Source organism: Glutamicibacter sp. FBE19 (assembly GCF_015524875.1).
GTDB classification, from domain to species: Bacteria; Actinomycetota; Actinomycetes; order Actinomycetales; family Micrococcaceae; genus Glutamicibacter; species Glutamicibacter halophytocola.
Window position 1 is genome coordinate 321,476 of the sequence record NZ_JACKQN010000003.1, and the last position, 14,452, is coordinate 335,927.

The 14,452-nt window shown below is 58.4% G+C and carries 13 protein-coding genes and 1 tRNA gene; 7 read left to right on the forward strand and 7 right to left on the reverse strand.

Translation table 11 applies throughout. The features are described 5' to 3' along the window. Window positions 1-243: 243 nt before the first annotated feature. A complete protein-coding gene (locus H6F58_RS07460; RefSeq protein ID WP_146275094.1) occupies window positions 244-807 on the forward strand; it encodes a hypothetical protein in 564 nt (187 codons plus the stop codon). Here the strand turns inward: H6F58_RS07460 and H6F58_RS07465 are convergent. Then, window positions 804-2,216 (reverse strand): PLP-dependent aminotransferase family protein, encoded by a 1,413-nt coding sequence (locus H6F58_RS07465; RefSeq protein WP_195181499.1) that lies wholly within the window; start codon window positions 2,214-2,216, stop codon window positions 804-806. The two genes, H6F58_RS07460 and H6F58_RS07465, sit on opposite strands and share 4 nt — an antisense overlap. On the opposite strand from H6F58_RS07465, the gene H6F58_RS07470 reads away from it, so the two are divergent. The 3 genes from H6F58_RS07470 to H6F58_RS07480 all read left to right on the forward strand — a co-directional run bounded on the left by H6F58_RS07470 (window position 2,215) and on the right by H6F58_RS07480 (window position 4,748). Next, entirely contained in the window at window positions 2,215-3,180 is a 966-nt protein-coding gene (locus H6F58_RS07470; protein ID WP_195181500.1) for a DMT family transporter, read from the forward strand. The two genes, H6F58_RS07465 and H6F58_RS07470, sit on opposite strands and share 2 nt — an antisense overlap. A 49-nt stretch (window positions 3,181-3,229) precedes the next feature. After that, the gene (locus tag H6F58_RS07475) at window positions 3,230-4,165 is read left to right on the forward strand and encodes a dihydrodipicolinate synthase family protein (RefSeq protein ID WP_146275097.1); all 936 of its coding nucleotides are present in this window, start codon (window positions 3,230-3,232) and stop codon (window positions 4,163-4,165) included. Between the two features lie 142 nt (window positions 4,166-4,307). Next, on the forward strand, window positions 4,308-4,748 hold the full coding sequence (locus H6F58_RS07480; protein WP_146275098.1) for a VOC family protein: 441 nt from the start codon (window positions 4,308-4,310) through the stop codon (window positions 4,746-4,748). 66 nt (window positions 4,749-4,814) lie between these two features. Here the strand turns inward: H6F58_RS07480 and H6F58_RS07485 are convergent, their stop codons facing one another. Further along, on the reverse strand, window positions 4,815-6,830 hold the full coding sequence (locus H6F58_RS07485; RefSeq protein ID WP_195181501.1) for an acyl-CoA dehydrogenase: 2,016 nt from the start codon (window positions 6,828-6,830) through the stop codon (window positions 4,815-4,817). A gap of 47 nt (window positions 6,831-6,877) precedes the next feature. Continuing rightward, the gene (locus H6F58_RS07490; RefSeq protein ID WP_060701571.1) at window positions 6,878-7,537 is read right to left on the reverse strand and encodes a TetR/AcrR family transcriptional regulator; all 660 of its coding nucleotides are present in this window, start codon (window positions 7,535-7,537) and stop codon (window positions 6,878-6,880) included. Window positions 7,538-7,609: 72 nt separating this feature from the next. On the opposite strand from H6F58_RS07490, the gene H6F58_RS07495 reads away from it, so the two are divergent. Genes H6F58_RS07495 through H6F58_RS07505 form a run of 3 tightly spaced genes read left to right on the forward strand, consistent with a single transcriptional unit; the run spans window position 7,610 to window position 11,103 of the window. After that, window positions 7,610-8,905 (forward strand): acetyl-CoA C-acetyltransferase, encoded by a 1,296-nt coding sequence (locus H6F58_RS07495; RefSeq protein WP_171919233.1) that lies wholly within the window; start codon window positions 7,610-7,612, stop codon window positions 8,903-8,905. After that, window positions 8,905-10,242: a 3-oxoacyl-ACP reductase gene (locus H6F58_RS07500; RefSeq protein ID WP_195181502.1), complete on the forward strand. Its 1,338-nt coding sequence runs from the start codon at window positions 8,905-8,907 to the stop codon at window positions 10,240-10,242. The genes H6F58_RS07495 and H6F58_RS07500 overlap by 1 nt, the downstream gene beginning before the upstream one ends. Next, window positions 10,243-11,103, forward strand: a complete 861-nt coding sequence (locus tag H6F58_RS07505; protein ID WP_195181503.1) for a MaoC/PaaZ C-terminal domain-containing protein — start codon at window positions 10,243-10,245, stop codon at window positions 11,101-11,103. A gap of 52 nt (window positions 11,104-11,155) precedes the next feature. Here H6F58_RS07505 and H6F58_RS07510 read toward each other — a convergent pair whose 3' ends face one another. From H6F58_RS07510 to H6F58_RS07525, 4 genes are all read right to left on the reverse strand, one after another. After that, window positions 11,156-12,310, reverse strand: a complete 1,155-nt coding sequence (locus H6F58_RS07510) for a glycosyltransferase (protein WP_206693530.1) — start codon at window positions 12,308-12,310, stop codon at window positions 11,156-11,158. A 102-nt stretch (window positions 12,311-12,412) separates the two neighbouring features. Next, window positions 12,413-13,390, reverse strand: a complete 978-nt coding sequence (locus tag H6F58_RS07515) for an alpha/beta fold hydrolase (protein WP_146275104.1) — start codon at window positions 13,388-13,390, stop codon at window positions 12,413-12,415. Between the two features lie 100 nt (window positions 13,391-13,490). Next, a tRNA-Leu gene (locus tag H6F58_RS07520) sits at window positions 13,491-13,574 on the reverse strand. Window positions 13,575-13,803: 229 nt separating this feature from the next. Next, window positions 13,804-14,451, reverse strand: coding sequence for an NAD(P)-binding domain-containing protein (locus tag H6F58_RS07525; RefSeq protein WP_195181505.1), 648 nt, complete (start codon window positions 14,449-14,451; stop codon window positions 13,804-13,806). Window position 14,452: the final 1 nt, after the last annotated feature.

Below are 14,452 nucleotides of genomic sequence, written 5' to 3' on the forward strand. Positions count from 1 at the left end.
CGCTCCCCGCGACGAGCCTGCGCGGTTCTTGCCGGCGGAGGCCAGAATGGACGCGCATCCGCTGTTCTCCATCCTGGCCAGGTATGCTACCGAGCGCAGAAGGCAGGTGGGCTGAATACGCTGATCCTCCCGTCGCCCCTTGATGGGCTGGCGGGCATCGGCGCTAAGGCGTTTTTCCTTGGCGGGGCATTCTGACCTAGGGTTAAAGCGACACCCCGCACTCTTGAGCATCGGAGAAAGCCTATGGACACCTTTATCAAGGGCCCTTCCAAGCGCGACGTCGCCGGCATGAAGGCAGCCTTCGGCGCCATTGGGGAATCCGAGGTGATTTCGGTCCTGTACAAAACCGAGCGCTTTGGAAACTTCCTGGTTACCGGAGCAGCGCACACCACCGTCCTGGACGACGTGATGGTGGGAGGGCTGAACGCCGCCGCTGCTAAAAAGAAGGCCAAGGCCAGCGACGGCTCCGAGGTGATGCAACGGCAACCGGATAAAGATGTACGAGCATTCCCGGCGCAGTTCGATGGGGAATTCTCGCCCCAGGACATCGAAGTTGCGCAGCTCTCCCATGGCGATCTGGTGGTTGCTTCCTTTAGCCAGGAACCGTACGGGGACTTCGTGATCACAGGGGTCGTCACAGAAGCAGAAAACGATCGCTCGTACCTCATGGTTGGCCCGTGGATCTTGCAGACCGCACAGGGCAATGCCCCGCGCCTGTTGAGCATTCAGCTGGTTGCCGGCAATGGAACCCACGTCGCGCCCGTGCCTACTCGCCGCGGCTTGGTGGAAGTTGACGGATTGGCCTAGCGGTCAGCGGAGCGCAAGGCCTCGCCCAGGATCCTTCCCGCCTGGTCAAAAGCACCCGGATTCGGCCCAGAATAGTTCAGCCGCAGATATTGGCCAGACTCTTCGGCGGGGAACCAGCTCGCACAGGGAGCGATGGCGAGTTTGCGGGCCTCGCATTCGCGTTCCAACCGGCGCAGGTCGGTCCCATCGGGCAGTTGCACCCAAAGGTTCAACCCGCCTGGTGGAACCAGTTGCAAATGGGCTTCGGGAACATGCCGGGCGAGCGACTCGATGAGCAGGTCGCGCCGGCCAGCCAACTGCTGACGCAGGGATCTAAGGTGTGTTCGCCATGCTGGCTGGCTGACCACGTCTAATGCCACCGCTTGCAGTGGTCCGCTGACATACATTGATTGCGCTTGATGATCTGCCAGGATCCTGTCCCTGGCCGGGCCGCGGGCGATCAGTCCTGCGACGCGCACCGCCGGGGACACGCTCTTGGTCAGCGAACGCAAGTAGACGACATGCCCGTTATCTTCTCGGGCCGCCAAGGGGGATGAATCGCTGCTGATTCCAAAATCCTTGGCCCAGTCATCTTCGACCAGGAAAGCACCGCGTGCTTTCAGGATTTCAAGAACTCGTTCCGAAACTTCTGGACTCCACTGGGCTCCGGTGGGGTTGGCGAAGTTCGGATGCGCATAAAAAGCCCGGGCGCCTGTGCGTTCGAAGGCGCGATCCAGTTCTCGCGTATCTGGACCTTGCGGGCCCGCCGGGATGGGGATCAGCGTAACGCCCACTTGTGCAGCCGCGAGAATAGCACCCCAATAAGTTGGCGACTCGATCAGCATTGGATGCCCCTCGCCAACCAGAGCTCGGAAAATTGACCCCAATCCGCTCTGGCTTCCGGGCAATATGATGACGTCCCTGGCGCTGGGGGAGCTGAGCCCGGGAAGCATCTGTTCGGCCAGTTCAGCAGCGAACCATGATTGAAGTTCTGGCAGCCCGGCAGCTTCGGTCCTTTGCAGGACCGACTCGCTGCGAGCGGCCCGTGCAAAGGCTGATTTCACCAATCTTTCCGGCAACAGTTCCCGGTCCGGGTACCCCGACTGCAGGGCTATGAAGTCGTTGGGCAGGGTGCGTTGGCTGGGGTGGACCTCGGGAAGCTTTTGCCGGGGAGTGCCCAGAGCCGCCGTCTGCCAGCCGTAGTCGTATGGTCGCGCCGTGGGCATACCGCGAACAAAAGTTCCGATGCCCGGGCGGGACTCGATCAATCCTTGGGCGATTAATGCCCGCAAGGCTTTTTGCACCGTAACTGGACTGAGCGAATGTTCAGCAACCAGCTGTCGAGTGGATGGCAGCTGGGTTCCGGCGGGAGCTTGGGAGATCCATTTGCGCAGTATCAAAACCAAGTTTTCACTGCTACTGTTAATCATGAATCATGATAGTACCGCTACTCATCCAAAGCATCAACCGCTATTCAACTCCCAGGCAGGTCTGCTTTGGGGCCTGCTTGGCGTTTGTGCCTTTTCATTGACGGTTCCAGTCACCCGCATCGCCGTGTCCAACGAGGGCATGGATCCGCTTTTTATCGGCGCGGGGCGCGCGGTTATTGCGGCACTCGTAGCCGCTGTTGCCCTCGGGGCCACCAAGCAAATACGTCCAAGTACCAGACAATGGATTCGACTGTCCGTGGTGTCGTGCGGCGTGGTGGCAGGATTTCCGCTGCTCACCTCATTCGCCATGGCTACCGTTCCAGCCAGCCACGGCGCTGTGGTCACTGCGATTCTTCCAGCGGCCACGGCCGTGGCGGCTGTTATCCGCACCAAGGAACGAGCCCGTGCTTCGTTTTGGTGCGCCGCTGCCCTTGGTGCATTGGCAGCGGTGTTCTTTGCTGTAATTAGCGGTGGGGGACTATCGGGCATTCAAGTGGCGGATCTGTTGCTCTTTGCCGCAGTGGTTGTCTGTGCTGCTGGATATGCAGAAGGAGGCCTGCTGGCACGGGAAATGGGCTCCTGGCAGACCATATCCTGGGCATTGGTCCTGGCCTTTCCGCTGATGCTGGTACTGAGCGTGGTGAGCATTAATTATCAGGTGCCTACCGGTGGCATAGCTGCTTGGGGATCCTTCGCCTACTTGGGCCTAGTCAGCATGTTCTTGGGTTTTGTGGCCTGGTATCGCGGCTTAGCTATCGGTCCGATGTCCCGTGTTAGCCAGGTGCAGTTGGCCCAACCCGTGCTGACACTAGGGTGGGCGGCATTGCTTTTGGGTGAGCATATCGGCTGGAGCACAGTAGCAGGGGGATGCGCCGTGATTTTATGCGCCTTGTTTGCCATACGTTCCAGAACCTCAACTTCGCGTCCCATGGAAAGGACCATCAGGTCGCATTCAATGAACTAGTCGAAGTTCTCTGGCACGATGAAATGAACCGAAACTGAAAGAGGTGCCCGTGAAGACCTTTACTGGCTTGAGCGCATTCCCGCTCACTCCCTTGGCGGACGACAAAGTGGACGAATCCGCGTTTTCTGGATTGGTCCGACGGCTATCTTCGGCTGGGGTGGATTCGATTACTGCGCTCGGCTCCACCGGTTCCTATATGTACTTGGATCGGGCCGAACGAGCAAGGGTCGCTCAATTGGCAGTGGCGAATGCTGCGGGTGTGCCAGTGGTTATTGGTGTTGGCGCGATGCGCACTTCTCACGTAGTGGAGCACATTGATGATGCGGCGGCAGCAGGTGCCGATGGCGTCCTGCTAGCACCCGTTGGCTATCAAAGGCTGGGAGAATCCGAAGTTCTGGACCTTTATCGGACGGCCACTGAACACAGCAGCCTGCCGGTGATTGTCTATGACAATCCTGGAACAACGCACTTTGCCTTCAGCAACGATCTGTACGCGCGGATTGCCAGTCTGCCTGGGATTGCGTCGATCAAGATCCCCGGGGTTCCCGACCACGCAGGCAGGGCCAAGAAGCATGTCGATGCGATTCGCAGCATTTTGCCTGAGCATGTGGGCATCGGTGTTTCCGGGGATGCCTTCGGTGCTGCAGGACTCGTCGCCGGATGCGATGCCTGGTACACGGCGGTTGGCGGAACGATTCCCGGTCCGATGCTGGATATCACCCGTGCAGTTCAAGCCGGTGATCACCACGAGGCATTGGAAATTTCCCGGCGCCTCGAACCATTGTGGTCTTTATTCACCGAATTCGGCGGAAGCCTGCGAATCAGTGCAGCCATCGCTGAGCACTTCGGATTGGCAGCACCTGGCTGCCTGCCGTTGCCAATTCATGGCCTGAGCTCGAAGCAGCGCCAGGTATTGATCGGCGTATTGAATGAAGTCGGGCTTGACGAGACGGCCGGGCAGCAGTTCACAAGAGATAATTCCTGATGCTCTAAGTTTGCTCTGACATGATGTTTTACTGGATTTCGCGACTTATGAAGGGATGTCGGGACGCTGGTGTAAAAGCGGGCCTGCTCGTAGCATGAATGCAACTGGGGTAAGCGAAGTTTAGAGCCAGAAGGCGGCAACTATGGGCAGCATCAAGAGGTTTGATCATATCGGCATTACGGTGGCGAACCTTGAGGAAGTCACAAATTTTTTTGTTGAGCTCGGCCTGAAAATCGATGGGCGGGTGGACGGCATCGAAGGCGAATTTCTGGAAACCGTCAGTGGCGTCCCTGACTCGCGCACCAGCATCGTGATGCTGAAGGCGCCCGGGAGCGATGTGGGAATCGAGTTATCCAGCTTTGAAAAACCCGACCATGGTCCTGGGCAGCCGCAAGCGATGGCAAACGAACTGGGGCTTCGATCATTGGCTTTTGAAATTGATGACTTGCAGGCAACAGTGGCCAAATTGGAGAACCAAGGCTACGGGCTAATCGGCGGAATCGGCGAATATGAAGGCCTCTGGGCCATGGCATACGTGCGAGGGCCTGAAGGACTGATTATCGCTCTCGCCCAACGCCTGTAGAACGCCGTTGGCTAAAAGTAGGCGTCCGATTTCAAATGATTGAAATCGGACGCCACCTTGTCTGGTTTAAGCCGAAGCCTTCTTCAACGATTTTTCGCTGATTGGCGCGTTGTCGCTTGCACGCAGCTTGCGGAAGTACTCCATGGCCTCGTCCTGGCGTTCTGCTTCGGTGCCATTAGAGATATCGGCACGCAGATGATCCTGGGTATAGCCGAAAGCGTCAACGAGATTCTGGGCGTGGGGTCGCAATCGAGCGAGCAGGCGGTTGAGGTAACCGGGCAGTGTCCGCGCACGCTGCATCGAAAGGTGCCCATTGGCCAGGAACCAGCCAAGATCTTCTTCAATAAGGCTCAGCGTGAAAACATCGCGAAGCCACGTGAGCACTTCGGATGTTGCCGGGTCTGCGACCTTTTCCAGCGCCGCGGTAAATGCTTCCCAGCGAAGCAGCTGACCGTGGTCCCGCGCCGCAGAAATCAGCAGCTCCTGATTTTCATTGAAGGCCTGTGCAGCCTTGACTGGATTCTTGCCTGCTGCCCGCAGGGCATTGGCCACTTCGGCAACCTTGGCATTGATCCGATCGGTGAGCAGCGCACGTTGGTTGTCTGGATCCTTGAAGAAATTGGCGCTCTTTCGTTCATCGGAAACATCAGCCAAGGCTTGTCCAACGCTGCGCAAGCCTGAACGGTGCAAGGCAGTATTTCCAACCTGCTTGGCTGCATAGAGAGCCATGGCACCGGTATCCAGCTTGCGGAATTCCGCTGCGTAATCGGTGAGCAGGCGCTTGCCCACTAGCTGCAGCAAAACGTTGTTGTCGCCTTCGAAGGTTACGTAGACGTCGAGGTCCTGGTAGAGCTGGGTGAAGCGGTTCTTGGCGATGAAGCCGGAACCGCCACAGGCCTCGCGGCACTCCTGGAGGGTATCCAGTGCGTCCCAGGTGCTCAATGGTTTCAAGGCGGCAGCGAGGGTTTCCAGATCCTGGCGGTCTTCGTCGCTGTCGGCCCGTCCGGAGAAGACGGCATCGAACTTGTCCAGAAGTCCGTCGTGGGCGAAGGAGGATGCGTAGGTTCGAGCCAGCCGGGTGATCAGGCGGCGCTGGTGGCGCTGGTAGTCCAGCAGCGTGGTCTCTTCGGTATCCGAGGTGGAATTGAACTGGCGGCGCTGATTGCCGTAGGTCACGGCGATCTGCAGGCCAATCTTCGAAGCACTGGTGGCGGCACCGTCAAGGGAGACGCGTCCTTGAACGAGTGTGCCAAGCATGGTGAAGAAGCGGCGGCCTGGAGAAGAAATGGGGGAGCTATAGCTGCCATCGGCAGTGACGTTTCCGTAGCGGTTGAGCAGGTTGGTGCGTGGCACGCGGACATTGGTGAAGTGCAGGCGGCCGTTGTCGATCCCGTTCAGCCCGCCCTTGAGGCCGTCGTCCTCTCCGCCGATGCCTGGCAGGAAGTTTCCCTCGTCATCACGGATTGGAACGTAGAAACAATGAACGCCGTGATTGACGCCCTTGGTGATCAGCTGGGCAAAGACCGTGGCTGCCTTGCCGTGCAATGCGGCGTTGCCCAAATAGTCCTTCCACGCCGCCTTAAATGGGGTGTGGATGACGAATTCTTCGGACTCTTCGTCGTAGGTCGCGGTAGTCGCCACCGAGGCAACATCTGAGCCGTGGCCGATTTCGGTCATGGCGAAAGCCCCCGGGGTCTTCAGGCTCATGGCATCGGGCAACCACTTGGCATGGTGCTCTTCGGTGCCAAGGTGAAGAATGGCACCGGCGAAGAGGCCCCATTGGACGCCGGCCTTGATCTGCAGGGATGGGTCCGCGGCAACGAGCTCCTCAAAGGAAGCGATGGAGCCTCCATGGTCATCGTAACCACCGAATTTTACCGGGAAGGCGCGCTGAACTGCTTCTTCTTCCACTAGGAGGCTGAGTTGGCCCAAGACGCGGTCGCGATGTTCGTCCATGCCCAGCAGCGGATCTCGCTGGAGTTCAGGGCGAGCGGCTCGAGCCCGCGAGGCCTTGCGAATTTCTGCATAGGGGCCAAGCAGCTGTTCTGCCAGGTCGGTGACGTTGATGCGGTTCTCGCTCATAACGTTCCTTTCATTCTTTGGTGAGTCGGAGCTTGATGCTTTGTTGTTCATGGGTTTTTTGTGCCGGAAGTCGAAGCAATGCCATAGGCCAGCCAGTTGGTCAGTTCGCGGGCCATGGTTTCGATGCTCGGCTTCGAGTCCGAGTCCGGTTCGCGGAGCCACTGTTCTCCTGCGGCTCGGACCATGCCTAGGGCAGCGCGTGGCCAATAGCCCAGGGCGGCGGCTGTTGCTTTTTGGTCGTAGAGCTTCAGCAAGCGATCACTGATCATTTCAGAGGCTTCATCGAAAAAATCGTTCAGGGCACCTGCGGACATGTCATCTGCCGAGCGTGGTGCACTGGTCACAAAGTAATAGAGGTTCGGGCTGTTGGCAGCCAGTTCAAGATAGGCCGTAACCATGGCATGCATGGAACTCAGTTCCTGATCCTTCGCCAGCGCCGCGGCGATGACCCGTTCGCGGAAGTCGTTGATGACGTTGGCGCTCAGGGCTTGGCGCAGCCCTTCCTTGTCGCCGAAGTATCGGTAATAAACGGGTTTGGATGTTTTCGCGAGGCTGGCGATGTCCTCCATCGATGCCTGCGGCCCGAGCTTGTGCACAGCCTTGCGTGCCAGCTTGAGCAGTTCTTCATGGCGGGCGGTCCGATGCGCGTGCCAGCGCGATGCTCGACCGTCAGTTTCACCGTTTATTGCTTCCGTGATCTTGTTCACGTTACTCACAGTATCATGTACTCTTGGTTACAGTAATAGGAGTCACAACAATCCATGGAGGAGTTTTTGAACATGGCCCAACAGTCAGTGCGCAATGCCGTGATAATCGGTGGAAACCGCATCCCCTTTGCTCGTTCCAATACCGCCTACGTCAATGCGTCGAACCAAGACATGTTCACCGCCGCTCTCGAAGGGCTCGTGGCCCGCTACGGCTTGCAAGGCCAGCGCATGGGCGCGGTCAGCGGTGGCGCAGTGCTCAAGCACTCCAAGGACTTCAACCTCATTCGTGAATCGGTCCTCGGCTCTTCGCTGGATCCGGCAACTCCCGCCTACGATGTGCAGATGGCCTGCGCCACCGGAATGGAAGCCATCGGCTCGCTGGCCAACAAGATCAAGCTTGGACAGCTCGAGTCGGCTATTGGCGGTGGCGTCGATACGACTTCGGATGCGCCGATTGCCGTTTCTGAATCACTGCGTGGAATTTTGCTCGAATTGGCTCGTGCACGTACGACGAAGGCCAAGCTATCAGCGCTTGCAAAGATCCGCCCATCGCACCTGGCGCCCTCGGCGCCAGGCACCGGAGAGCCACGCACGGGACTGTCCATGGGCGATCATCAGGCGCTGACCACCAAGGCCTGGAAAATTACCCGCGAAGCACAAGATGAATTGGCCATGGCCAGCCACGCAAATCTTGCCGCTGCTTATGACCGTGGTTTCTTCAATGACCTCATAACCCCCTTTAACGGCCTGTCCAAGGACAATAACTTGCGCGCCGATTCGACCTTGGAAAAGCTGGGCAAGCTCAAGCCGGCCTTCGGCAAGAATCTTGGCGACGAAGCAACCATGACCGCAGGCAACTCGACCCCGCTGACCGACGGCGCTTCGGTGGTGCTCTTGGGGAGCGAGGAATATGCTCGCAGCCACGACCTTCCGATGCTGGCCAACTTTGTTGATTTCGAGGCAGCCGCGGTGGACTTTGTCCACGGTGCTGAAGGATTGCTGATGGCACCGGCCTATGCGACCGCCCGAATGCTCGAACGCAATAATCTCACCCTGCAGGATTTTGACTTCTACGAGATCCATGAGGCCTTTGCCGGGACAGTACTCTCGACCCTCAAAGCATGGGAAAATGAGGAATTCTGCCGTGAGAAGCTGGGTCTGCAGGCACCGCTGGGAGCCATCGACCGGAGCAAGCTGAACGTCAACGGGTCCTCGTTGGCCGCGGGCCACCCATTCGCCGCCACCGGTGGACGCATCATCGCCAGCACCGCGAAGATGCTGCACGAAAAGGGTTCAGGACGCGCATTGATTTCTGTCTGTGCCGCAGGTGGACAGGGTGTCGTGGCAATTTTGGAGGCACGCAGCTAATGGCAGACAAGTACATGGAACTCGTGAACACCGGGGCAACAAAGAAGCTGGCCAAGCTCTTGGGCCTGCCCAGGCCACCACGCTTGCGCCGCTACACTCCAGATAGCCCGCTGCTGCCGGGGCCAGTTCTTGTGCTCGGTGCATCGGCACGAGCCCAGGAACTCAGCGACATCCTGGTTTCTTGGGGGCTGGATGTCCGCCGGCATGATGCTGGCGAGGCCAAACTCGGTGGCATCCTCCTGCTGCTTGAAGAGCTGGATCATCCGCAGTCGCTCTCGCCAATCATGCTCAGTGCTGGTCGCGCCCTGCGCCAACTGCTCCCTGGCGCGCGCGTTGTTTCCATATCGCGTCCAGCCACGGCAGAAGACGACCCGGCCCTGGCTGCAGTACGCCAGGGAATCGACGGAGCTATCCGTTCTCTTGGACGCGAAATGCGCGGTGGATCCACCACCAATGGCATCGTGCTCGAAGAGTCGACTTCTGCGGTCAGCCCCAGTGCCTTGGCAGCCCTGCGTTTCTTTTTCTCCGGTCGCAGTGCCTACATCGACGGCCAGTTCCTGACGGTGCGCACTGATGACGGCGCACTGCCAGAAGACTTCAACCGGCCATTGGCGGGCAAAGTCGCAGTGGTCACTGGTGCAGCTCGGGGCATTGGCGCAGCTATCGCCCGCACCTTGGCCCGCGACGGCGCGCAGGTGGTCGTCGTAGACATGCCGCAAGCTGGCGACTCATTGGCAAAGGTGGCCAATACCATTGGAGCGACCACTCTCCAGCTGGATGTTACCGCGCCAGATGCGGCCCAGCAGATCATGGATCATGCGATCGGACGCCACGGCTCGCTGGACATCGTGGTTCATAACGCCGGGATCACCCGCGACAAGTTGCTGGCCAACATGGACGCCGGCCGCTGGGATTCCGTCATTGCCGTGAACATCGCCTCCCAGTTGCGCATGAACGAAGCCTTCCTGGCGGCAAAGCTGCCGAACCTGCGTGTCGTGTCGCTGGCCTCCACCTCTGGCATTGCAGGCAATCGCGGCCAGACAAACTACGCTGCGTCCAAGGGCGGCGTGATCGGCATGGTGCGCTCAAGCGCCAAGCTGTTTGCCGAAAATGGCGGATCAATCGCGGCCGTTGCTCCAGGGTTCATTGAAACCGACATGACGGCAAAGATTCCTGTCGGCACTCGCACTGTGGCGCGCTTGGTCCTTCCGTCACTGATGCAGGGTGGTTTGCCTGAAGACGTGGCCGAAGCTATCAGCTTCCTCGGCTCGGACGCGGCCGCCGGTCTTAACGGGCAAGTGCTCCGCGTGTGCGGACAATCGCTGGTTGGTGCCTGAATGGGCGCGCAGATCGTTTCCGAGATCCCCTCCATGGCCTCGGTTTTTGCCAAAGCCGCAAAAACTCTCGGACGCAAACCCAAGGATCCGGTGTTGCCGCAAACAGTACTGGTCTTCCAGGGCGCTCACGCTGACCCGGAGAAGCTCAACGAGTACCGCAGGGCAGTGGGAGCGCCGATGAACGCCGTGCTGCCCAGCCTTTATGTACATTCCTTGGCTTTCCCATTGGCCATGTCCCTGATGCTGCATGATGACTTCCCATTGCCACTTCTGGGCATGATTCACTTGAGCAATCACGTCGATGTCGCTGCGCCCCTGGGCGAAGGTGAAGCCTTCGATGTCGAGGTGCACAGCGAAAATCTGCGTGCCCACTCAAAAGGGGCAACGTGCGATCTGGTAATCCGGATCGTAGCCGACGGCAAGGATCGAATGCTCCTGCGCAGTACCTTCCTTGCCAAAGGCGTAAAACTGTCCGGCGAGAAGCCAAGCCGCAGTGAGCGCACTGCCTTTGACATGCCGGTTCGTACTGCCCACTGGAAACTTGACGCTGGCACTGGCCGGCGGTGGGCGAAAGTCGCCGGTGACTACAACCCGATCCATTTGTCGGCGTTGAGCGCCAAAGTCCTGGGGATGCCCGGAGCCATTGCACACGGTATCTACATGGCAGCACGAGCGCTGTCTGGTATTGAACCCGGCCGGGGGTCCTATTCATGGAACATCGAGTTCAAGACCCCAGTAGTCCTACCGGCCGCCGTTGATTTGGCTTTTGAGCCAACTGATCATGGCTACCGCGTGAACGCGTGGCATGCGCGCAAGGGCAAGCCGCATTTCGAGCTGGAACTCTCTGTCGCCGGTTCCTAATCGGCAAGCTTCTGGTCTTCAATCAGCAACGATTGAAGACCAGAGCTTTTAATCAGCTTTGAACTTCAGACTGGGCAATTCGGTAACTGGCCAGCGTCGCCACTGCGGCACGCTCCCAGGTGAATAGCCCGGAATGTTCAAGGGCGCCATGACCGGCTGTTGTCACCGCATCAGGATTCTGGGCCAGCTCAACAAGTTTCTGGGCCCACAGGGAAGCGTCCGCTTCAGGCATAAGCCAACCCGATTTTCCGTCGTTCACCGCGTAGGCGAGCCCGCCAACGGCATTGGCCAGGACCGGTGTCCCGCAAGCTTGTGCTTCGGCGGCCACCAGCCCAAAGGTTTCGGAAAGCGACGGAACGGCGACAATGTCAGCATTGGCAAAAACCAGGGCCAGTTTGGCCGGTTCCAAGGGATCATAGAATCGCACAACATCGCCCAGGTTCTGTTCGTTGGCCATTGATTTCAGGTCGTAGTCCGCGGACCCAGAAGATGCGCCAAAAAGCGATGCGGTGATCCGCAAATCGGGATGGCTGCGGCGTGCCGCGCCCATGGCATTAAGCAATAAGTGCGCGCCTTTGAGCGGTTGCATGCGGCCCGCGTAGACCAGGTGCAGGTCATCTTCGCCCAGCGGGCGGCGCAACTTGTCCTGATTAGGGTGGAAAATCCGGTGATTGACCCCGGGCAGCACCACATCCAATTTGGTGGATTCGACCTGGTAGAAGCGCGCGAGCTGCTTGGCTTCAACCGGCGTGTTGGCAATGATTCGGGCACATTCCAACAGCAATTGTTTCTCGGCCTGTTTACGATTGCCCGGCTCGGGGATGCCCGACTCATGCTCTTTCGCCGAAGCCGAGGTGTGCATCGAAACGAGCAGCGGAACGGACCAAAGCTCTGCGAGTTCGAGTCCGGCCATTCCCGAGAGCCAATAATGGGCGTGAATGATGTCGAACTTCAGCCCCTGAAGATGTGCGGATACTGCAAGGACGGCTGGGCCAATGATTTCAGGAAGCTGTTCCTTGGACAATGATTGATTTGCAGCCACCTGAACTTCGTGCATCCAAACGCCTTCGCCAACCTGAAGGGATTGGGATTCAGCCGCGGTGCGAGTAATCATGTGCACTTCATGGCCCAGGGCGCCCAGCGCAAAGGACAAGTTCTGGATGTAGACATTCATGCCGCCGGCATCACCTGAACCCGGTTGCTGCATGGGCGAAGTGTGCAGGGAAAGCATGGCAATGCGCATGTTGATGGCTCCAGGAAAATTCGGGGGAGACGGGCTGCTGTGGCTGAACGCCCAGAGTTGATGCTATCAAGAAGCGAGGTCCAGCATTTTCAAGTTTGCAGCTGTCCAGCGCTCCACCATTGATGCCCCGCCGTGTGCATCCCCTTCACAGATCTGCAACTCAGAACCTGGCCATGACCGGTGGAGATTCCAAGCAGTTGCCGCAGGACTGGAAACGTCGTTCCTTCCATGGATGAATATTGCAGGAAGATGATTGATGCGCTCGACCTGATCCAGAATTGGCGGTTGGCAGAATCCGGAGTGAGACCAGAAATGCGTGGTTAGGCGGGTCATGGCGTGGCGGAATTCTTTCTCCTTCCAGCGTGGATCGCGAAGGACCCGTTCGCTGCCGAGAGAAATATGGGTATCTTCCCAAAGGGCCCATTCGATCGATGCGGCATCTCGAAGATCGGAAACAGGGGAGGAAAGCATCTGTGCGTAGGCCTCGACCAAAGACATTTCACCTGATTCATAACCAGGGATGTGCGTCCGGGCAAATTTTGACAACCGGTCCCAAGCCTCGGGAAAGATGGCCCCGACTGTTTCAGTTATCCACTGGACTTCTTCGCGACTTGTCGTAGTGACGGCAAAGAGAACGAGGCCGATCACCCTGCTTGGGTGCGCCTGGGCGTAGGCCAGCGCCAATGTTGATCCCCAGGACACCCCATTCAAAATCCACTTGTCGATTCCTCGATCGATTCTCAAGGCCTCGATATCCTCGATCAGTTTCTGGGTCGTGAATTGATCTGCAGGGATATTGAGATCGGCAGCCGATGGTGTCGAGCGCCCACAACCGCGTTGCTCGAACCCGATAAGGCGGGTGCGAGCCAGATCCCAGCGATGCCGGTAACCTGAATTCCCCAGGGTCCCACCGGGACCGCCATGAAGGTGCAAGGCCGGGACGCCTTGGGGAAGGCCTGATTCCTCCCAGAACAGACAATGTCCATCACTGACGGGAAGAAATCCATGCTCGCCGGGGCTATTGAGGTGTCCTGAGGAATCCATAGCTGTACCTTATGCGAGGAAGAGTGAAGCGGAGGGAATCTGCGTCGAGCGCATAAAAAGAAATTCCCGGTTGACCTAAGTCAACCGGGAATTTCACCTGTGCGCGAAAGGGGACTTGAACCCCTACCCTCTTGCGAGGACTAGCACCTCAAGCTAGCGCGTCTACCTATTCCGCCACCCGCGCAGGTTACTCGTTGTTCGCGTTGTTATCGCTGGCAACGAAGTAAAACTTTACCATCCCTTTCGAGTGAATTCCAATCGGGCGGTTCTCGGCCTCGATGCCGAAAAACCCCGTAAATTCGCGGTAAATTCAGGGTTGAGTAGTGATTTAAGGGAAAAAATCCCTCAATCAGTGGCAAGGGTCACATGAAACTTGTGTGATTGTCCTAGTGAAGCGCGGGTTTGGCCGGCACTCACACTTGATTTTCGCTGTCAATCCTTCGGATGAATTCTTCTGCGCCGAGTACTTCATTGAAGATTTGTCCCTTGGGTTCTAGCGCTTTGCCAGAGGCCAATTCGGGAAGCTGAACCGGGGTGAAACCCAATTGGCGAACCAATGATGCGACCAATGCGGCATCTTGGGGACTGTCAGCCGCGATTCCCAAGGCGCGCCGGGCCGCGGATTTGGAGGCTCGATCCGCATCGAGGTCCCAGTGGCTGATGTGGTTCAAGGCCTTGGCCACGCGGGATTGGCTGAAGTGTTCAGCGATCGCCTCTGAACTTGAAAGGCCTCGATCAATGGCACTTTGCAGCCAGTGCGGCAGCGGTTCGTCGTTCCACCGGTTTGTTGCGTCGATCAGCAGCGAACCCGCCAGCGATTCGCTGTCGATGTCGTCCAAGTCTTCCTGCGGAACCATCAGAGCTACTAGCTGTACGTCTTTGGCGATGTCGATGGCGTCCATGGCGATGGCCTGTGGCGCATACTGTGCCAAATGGTATTTCATGAGCCTCGCTGGCCTGGAGCCTGCAATCGTCACGTGAATGCCGCCGGAGGCTGCCGCTCTGGCCAGTGCGGTTCCGGCACGGCCTGCCCCGAGAATGCCGATTTTGTCGATGCTCATG

What these genes read in the sequence shown, in the direction of transcription:
- H6F58_RS07465 (WP_195181499.1), bottom strand. Translation starts at nt 2,216, where the DNA reads ATGATTAACAGTAGCAGTGAAAACTTGGTTTTGATACTGCGCAAATGG.
- H6F58_RS07495 (WP_171919233.1), top strand. Translation starts at nt 7,610, where the DNA reads ATGGCCCAACAGTCAGTGCGCAATGCCGTGATAATCGGTGGAAACCGC.
- H6F58_RS07485 (WP_195181501.1), bottom strand. Translation starts at nt 6,830, where the DNA reads ATGAGCGAGAACCGCATCAACGTCACCGACCTGGCAGAACAGCTGCTT.
- H6F58_RS07500 (WP_195181502.1), top strand. Translation starts at nt 8,905, where the DNA reads ATGGCAGACAAGTACATGGAACTCGTGAACACCGGGGCAACAAAGAAG.
- H6F58_RS07515 (WP_146275104.1), bottom strand. Translation starts at nt 13,390, where the DNA reads ATGGATTCCTCAGGACACCTCAATAGCCCCGGCGAGCATGGATTTCTT.
- H6F58_RS07480 (WP_146275098.1), top strand. Translation starts at nt 4,308, where the DNA reads ATGGGCAGCATCAAGAGGTTTGATCATATCGGCATTACGGTGGCGAAC.
- H6F58_RS07525 (WP_195181505.1), bottom strand. Translation starts at nt 14,451, where the DNA reads ATGAGCATCGACAAAATCGGCATTCTCGGGGCAGGCCGTGCCGGAACC.
- H6F58_RS07460 (WP_146275094.1), top strand. Translation starts at nt 244, where the DNA reads ATGGACACCTTTATCAAGGGCCCTTCCAAGCGCGACGTCGCCGGCATG.
- H6F58_RS07470 (WP_195181500.1), top strand. Translation starts at nt 2,215, where the DNA reads ATGAATCATGATAGTACCGCTACTCATCCAAAGCATCAACCGCTATTC.
- H6F58_RS07510 (WP_206693530.1), bottom strand. Translation starts at nt 12,310, where the DNA reads ATGCAGCAACCGGGTTCAGGTGATGCCGGCGGCATGAATGTCTACATC.
- H6F58_RS07505 (WP_195181503.1), top strand. Translation starts at nt 10,243, where the DNA reads ATGGGCGCGCAGATCGTTTCCGAGATCCCCTCCATGGCCTCGGTTTTT.